At 45.5% G+C, this 6,278-nt stretch carries 6 protein-coding genes and 1 pseudogene; 5 read left to right on the top strand and 2 right to left on the bottom strand.

Going from position 1 to position 6,278, the window contains the following annotated elements; genetic code table 11:
• Positions 1 to 113 (top strand): VOC family protein (locus AZ66_RS25575; protein ID WP_197081770.1); only part of this gene is annotated, 113 nt, incomplete at its 5' end.
• A gap of 104 nt (positions 114 to 217) precedes the next feature.
• Here the strand turns inward: AZ66_RS25575 and AZ66_RS25570 are convergent.
• Positions 218 to 1,579: an aminotransferase-like domain-containing protein gene (locus tag AZ66_RS25570; protein ID WP_044357448.1), complete on the bottom strand. Its 1,362-nt coding sequence runs from the start codon at positions 1,577 to 1,579 to the stop codon at positions 218 to 220.
• Positions 1,580 to 1,715: 136 nt separating this feature from the next.
• Between AZ66_RS25570 and AZ66_RS25565 the strand changes: the two are divergent.
• Positions 1,716 to 2,656: pseudogene (locus tag AZ66_RS25565) on the top strand (DMT family transporter).
• An 80-nt stretch (positions 2,657 to 2,736) separates the two neighbouring features.
• Here the strand turns inward: AZ66_RS25565 and aac(2')-IIb are convergent.
• A complete protein-coding gene (aac(2')-IIb, locus tag AZ66_RS25560; RefSeq protein ID WP_231587052.1) occupies positions 2,737 to 3,513 on the bottom strand; it encodes a kasugamycin N-acetyltransferase AAC(2')-IIb in 777 nt (258 codons plus the stop codon).
• 273 nt (positions 3,514 to 3,786) lie between these two features.
• Between aac(2')-IIb and AZ66_RS25555 the strand changes: the two genes are divergently transcribed.
• From AZ66_RS25555 to fosB, 3 genes are all read left to right on the top strand, one after another.
• A complete protein-coding gene (locus tag AZ66_RS25555) occupies positions 3,787 to 4,344 on the top strand; it encodes a GNAT family N-acetyltransferase (protein WP_044357450.1) in 558 nt (185 codons plus the stop codon).
• A gap of 25 nt (positions 4,345 to 4,369) precedes the next feature.
• A complete protein-coding gene (locus AZ66_RS25550) occupies positions 4,370 to 5,347 on the top strand; it encodes a GNAT family N-acetyltransferase (protein ID WP_231587051.1) in 978 nt (325 codons plus the stop codon).
• 116 nt (positions 5,348 to 5,463) lie between these two features.
• The gene (fosB, locus tag AZ66_RS25545) at positions 5,464 to 5,886 is read left to right on the top strand and encodes a metallothiol transferase FosB (protein ID WP_044357447.1); all 423 of its coding nucleotides are present in this window, start codon (positions 5,464 to 5,466) and stop codon (positions 5,884 to 5,886) included.
• Positions 5,887 to 6,278: the final 392 nt, after the last annotated feature.

Below are 6,278 nucleotides of genomic sequence, written 5' to 3'. Positions count from 1 at the left end.
CTAAGGAAGGACAAGTGCTGATGCCGCTTGAAGCCTCATCTTGGAGCGCCAAATTTGCGTGGGTACAGGACAAGTTCGGTGTATCGTGGCAATTGAATCTGGCGAATACATAGTTTGCATTTGCATGAGAAAGGAAGAGGAGCGGGATCTTTAATGGTCAGTAATTGACCTTAAGGAGAGTCGCTCCTTTTCGCTTCGTAGGGGATCTTGGTTCAGGCTATCCTTTGTTGAACTGAATAGTGCTCACTATCTCTATGAGCTGACGCAGCCCAAACTCGATGCGATCCTCAGGCACATTCGTCACATTGATTTTCAACAAATTGCTTGCCGGGAACGAAGCTAAGTAATGCTTGTCGATCGATTCGAGATGAATCGATTTCTTTTGTGCATCCGAAATAAGCCGCTGCACAGGCAGTCTGTCATGCAGTTCCAGATGGGTATGCACCGTTAGATGGGATGAAACGCTTGGGATTGCGAAATGTTCATGCTGCTGAAGGGAGATATCACGCAATACTGCCTGCATGAGCTGTGACCTTCTAGCATACGAGGTGCGTATTTTCTCGCGATGATGCTCGAACATGCCGCTCTTCAAGTAGATTTCGAGCGCTCCCTGCGACAGCATGGAACTGTCAATATCCTGTGTTCGTTTATAGCGATTGAACGTCTGGATTAGTGCATCTGGAATCACAGCCACCCCTATGCGGAGCCCCGGGAAAATAATCTTCGAGTAGCTCTTCAAGTAAATGACATGCCCAGATTGATCGTACGCATATAGTGGATCGGACTTCGGATTATGCTCCAAATCGGCCAAATAATCATCCTCGACGATATATACATCGTATTTGTGTGCGAGGGCAGCGATTCGCTTCTTTTCTTCGGTACGGTAGGAAGAGCCCAGTGGGTTATGGAATCTTGGTATCGTATAAAAAAACTTGATGCTCTCCGTACGGAATATTCGTTCTAGCTCATCCATATCGATGCCTTGTTCTGTTCGGCGAATGCCCATTACAGGAAGTTGATGTGTTTGCAGATGTTCGACCAGCAGATGGTAACAAGGCTGTTCAATAAGAATCATCCTTTTTTGGTTCGGAAAAGGCATGGTACAGAGTATAGAGAGAGCCTGCTGTACCCCGGAGACAATGAAGATGTTGGACAGCTGTGTAAATACCTGATAATTAGCGAGATGCCGCTGCATGAGTGCAAGCAGAGATGGCAGCCCCTGAGAAGTCCCATAGATGAATAGATCATTTTTGTAGGTATCGATCGCTTTATTGATACAGTGCTGAAAGTCCAAGTATGGGAACACGCCTGGGTCAGGAGCGGCGGATACAAAATCAATGAGCCCTTGCTTCATGTCGTCTGCTTGATTTCGTCCCTGAACCACATAATAGCCGCTCTTCGCTACCGAATAGATGAGATGTCTTTCTTCCAAATCATGCAGTGCTCGAATGATCGTGCTCTTGTTGACCCCATATTGAATGGCAAGCTCGCGAATGGAAGGAAGCTTGTCCCCGTCCTTCAAGATGTGCTTCTCCAAATTGTACTCCAAATTCTGAATGATTTGCTCGAATTTATACATGAATCTCCATTCACCTCGAATCTGTACCGGTACAGATAATAATTTTCTTGATTGTAGCATAGCGCTGCAGCAATTAACATGGTTGTAGGGCCTTCAGTAACCAATTGCTTGCAAGCAAGGAAGAGAGGGATCAATCATGAATCATTCTGCTGTAAAAAAAGCGTATATCGCCGCCATCCTAAATACACTGATTATTGGATTCTCCTTTGTTTTTTGTAAAAATAGCGCTGCAGAGCGTAAAACTCCCTAGACATGCTTGCCTATCGATTTACGGCATCCTTTGCAGCCATCATGATCCTGGTTCTGTTCGGAAGAGTAAAACTGAACCTGCGATGGAAGGATGTTGCGACGATTGTCCCGCTGGCGGTTCTCTATCCCGGATTGTTTTTTGCCTTTCAAACATTCGGGCTCGTCACCGTATCTGCTTCGGAGGCCGGGATTATTCAGGCGGCTGTGCCGATATTCACGATGATATTCGCTTCGTATTGGCTGAAGGAACATTCCTCATGGCAGCAAAAAATAGCTTTGCTTCTGTCGGTCTCAGGACTGATATATATCTTTGCGATGAAAGGCGTTAACGTGGGAAATACGAGTTTATCAGGTATCTTGCTCATCTTCCTGTCTGTTCTCTCCTTAGCGGGATACAACGTTGCTGCACGCAAAAGAACACGCAAATATGGAGTGATGGATGTAACCTTTATTATGACCTGCTTCGGCTTCGTGCTCTTTAATGCGATGGCGATCTTCCAGCATATTGCTGAAGGAACGACATGGAATGTGATGCAGCCGCTGTTCGATCCGATGTTCGTAGTCTCCATTCTCTACCTGGGTGTGTTGTCTTCTCTGATGACCGCATACTTGACGAACTATGCATTGTCGAAGCTGGAGGCTGTGAAGGTAAGCGTATTTACGCAATTAGGGACGGTTGTGACGATGGGAGCAGGTGTCTTGATCTTGAACGAAAGCTTGCAGTACTATCATATCGTTGGAGCCGTGCTCATCATCATCGGCGTGTTGGGCGTCAATATCCCGCTTCGTCAGCGTCACCGTACCAGCAACATGAAGAAGCAAGCGTGAACTAGGGAAACTGTGATGCATGTAAGCATGGAAAAAGCACCGAATCGGTGCTTTTTTCATGCTATAGATAGGATCCGATACTATCTGATAGTGAAGTTGACTCCGTATATCGGCAAATTAGCTTTAGTGGCGACACGCTGTGAAGAGAAGTTGTCGCAGAACGTGCTGTATAGTGGGATGGCTCCGATCCTGCGAACCGCTTGAGCCCAGCTTGCAACTACGTGAGCTGCGTACCCTTGACCACGAAAGTCGTGAAGCGTTTCTAGCCCAGCCTCATGGGCATGACAAGAAATACGAACACTCCGGCATAGCGATACAATCTGCTCATGGTGAACGATTGCGACGCAAGGCTGTGCATACTCGATTTCTGAGGCCAGCCACTCGAATCCGCTGCAATCCCATTTTGTTATATTTTCTTTCGTGATCGTTACTGTCTTCTCCGAACTCGCATCCGCCAAGTAGGTGTCGGGTACATGGTAACAAGGCCCCATTGTGAATTGTTCAGCATGCAGGAGGCTCATATAGGATTCATAGTGCTTCGGTGTTGCATGTATATCACGAATTGCGGGTTCAACCTTGATTAATGACTCCAGTTGTTCGACTACCGAGCTTGGAACATCATAGCGATATCTCCATATCGTCTTCCCGTCCATAGTACGTCCTAAGAAAAAGCGAGGAGCTGGACGCTCACCAGGCCACGGCTCGTTAATCGATCGAAGCCGCATCTTGTCATCATGCGTAAAGAGAGCTTCAGCGTGCATGTTCATAAGCTTATAAGAAGACATCAGATTTGTTTCTGGATTTTCTTTTTCGTTTGAATGAGTAGCACCCCCGCCCAAGTTGTTGTTGATTTGCATTTTACCCTAATTCTTACAAGTTCCTCGCCTTCCTGTCTTATCGTAATTCTAAGGAATGGTCTTGCATAATGCCGATTCAGTGTGCAGTCATCGTTGTGTTGCGCCATATTGTATTGTCTTCACAGAGAGGAAGTGACCACTACATACAAGGGGTACGAAGTAAAGAATGACTTGTAATGAAAATTACCTTGATGGATTAGGTCCTGATTGTTATGATAGCAAAAATAAATGGTAGGAAATAGCTAAATATTACAAGAGAGGACGGTGCTGATGATGCCATATTTACATGGAAACCGCATCACATTACGCGAATATCGCAGAGAAGATTTGGAATGGATTCGGAAATGGGCGAATGATGAGGAGATAACGAATACACTGAGCGATATTTTTTTGTATCCGCATGCGGAACAAGATACGGAAGCCTTCCTGGAAATGATGATTGACAGCTCATCTAAATCAAAAGGCTTCGTCATTGCTGATCGGCAATTGTTGGATTATATCGGTCAAATTGATTTGCATCAAATTGACTGGAAAAATCGCTCTGCCGTACTTGGCATCGTGATCGGCCGCAAAGATATGCTTGGTGCCGGTTATGGCAGGGAAGCGATTCGACTGATGCAGGAGTTTGTATTCCAATCCTTGAATTTGAACCGGCTGGAGCTGGAGGTGTATGCATTCAATGAGCGGGCGCATCGCTGTTATATCAGCTGTGGCTTCAAGGAGGAAGGGAGACTCCGCCAGAAGATGTTCAAGGACGGAAAGTACTCGGATGTTATCGTGATGAGCGTGTTAAAAGACGAATATGAGCAGATGCAACTTGATGGGAAATGACCTAACAGCTGAAAGGTGATGCATAATGGCAATGATCCCACCATGGGAGCCTGAACAGCAGCGCTATGCGTTATCGGAACAGGTATACCTGCTGAAGGCGGATAAGATCGAATGGGGAATATACTGCTCTGTGTATTATAGTGCAGAATATAACGGTTTTTTCAAGGATCAAGGATATGAGTATGAAGGATGGCGAGATCCCTTCTGGATTTATGAAGGAGAAGTTCGCATCGGCGGGGTAGTGATAGCGCCCAATGTCATGTTTACGCTCTTCTTCATCCCGCCATTCGGAGAAGAGCGGCGCATCGTGCTGTTATTGAAGGAAGCGCTAATCAGCTGGTCTGATCCAAGCAAGGATATTATCATATTCGAGGTACTGCCAGATCAAGTTGAGCTGCTAGGCAGGGCTGGCTTCTGGCCATCAGCATTCAGATGCCGCTGGATGCAGCGGCCAACCGAAGCTTTTGTAGTAAAGTGGGAAGATCACTTTGTTGCGCAGACACCGGAAATGATCCAACAGGATGGCATTAATAAACTGTTAAACGAGAATGAAATTGCAAGGCTCTTATATCGTAGTTTTGCCGGTGCAGGTTCGATAGATGCCATTCGCAGACAGCAGACAGATATGCAATTCTATCAAGAGGATATCCGCGAATATGTGTCTTACACGAATGACTTGGTAAGGAACGCCTCGACGATCGTTGTCGATAGTCATACGAATGAAGTGATAGGAGTATGTCTCGTGTCCATGCAAGGAAGTTACCCGGCTATTTATAATATTGCTGTGCATCCTTCCTATTCGGGGCAGGGGATTGCCACAAGAATGCTCCAAGCGGCATTATCTAATTTGAATGGGCACTACCCTGTTCTAAGACTGTATGTGATGCAGGGAAATACAGCGGAATCGATATACTACAATCTAGGTTTTATGCCTGGGCCAATAGAGGTTCAGCGCATGTATATTCCAGCACAAACTGAACGGATAGGCAGCAATCATACATAAACGTTGCGCAACTTCTAACGGGGCAGGCGAATCGGAAGATTCGCCTGTTGTGCATCTTGGCATGATCACACATGACCGGGATAAGTGGCGAATAACGATAAGGAGGCGAGATAGACATGAAAGTGCAGGGATTGAACCATTTGTGCTTCTCTGTTTCTGATTTGGAGCGCTCGATTGCATTTTACGAGCATATTCTTGAAGCGAAATTAGTCGTGAAGGGACGCAAGCTGGCATACTTCGATTTACATGGCTTATGGATTGCGTTAAATGAAGAGCAAGACGTACCTCGCAATGAGATTCACCCTGCCTATACCCACATTGCTTTTACCGTAAGTGAACATGATATTGACGAAATAAAGACGAAGCTTGTACAATACGGTGTCCAGATACTGTCTGGAAGAGAGCGCGATGAGCGGGACAAGCGGTCGATCTATTTCACAGACCCAGACGGACATCGATTTGAATTTCATTCCGGCCAATTGGCGGATCGCTTGGACTATTACAAGGAAACGATGCCGCATATGACTTTTTTGGAATGAATGAATCCATAATCATCTAATACTATTTAAGATAATGTACTTCATCACGATTCTGCTGGCATGCCACATCAAGATAATTGTCTTACCACCCAACCTCAGAACAGAATATATCATCTTGAAACAGCACTTTGCTAGCTTCTGGGGGTACGTTTGTGCTGCAGGTTTTGCATCCTGTTTCGACGAAGCTTATTACATCATCAGGGACGACTGTGAGCATTCACAAGCATAAGGTGACAGGGGACTATTTCGATTGCTTGTTAAAAGAGAAGAATGTCGCCTACAATAAATATTTAGATGAATACAGAATCGCTGGATCAGAGGAGAAAGTACAAAGGAATTCCAAAATCATTTGTTATTTCCGCTGTTAAATGAGTTGATGAAGAAAAGGATAT

The organism is Paenibacillus sp. E194, from assembly GCF_000935845.1.
Lineage (GTDB): Bacteria > Bacillota > Bacilli > Paenibacillales > Paenibacillaceae > Paenibacillus_B > Paenibacillus_B alvei_B.
The sequence above is the reverse complement of the archived record's forward strand: the minus strand, read 5'-3'. Positions and strand labels throughout refer to the sequence as shown.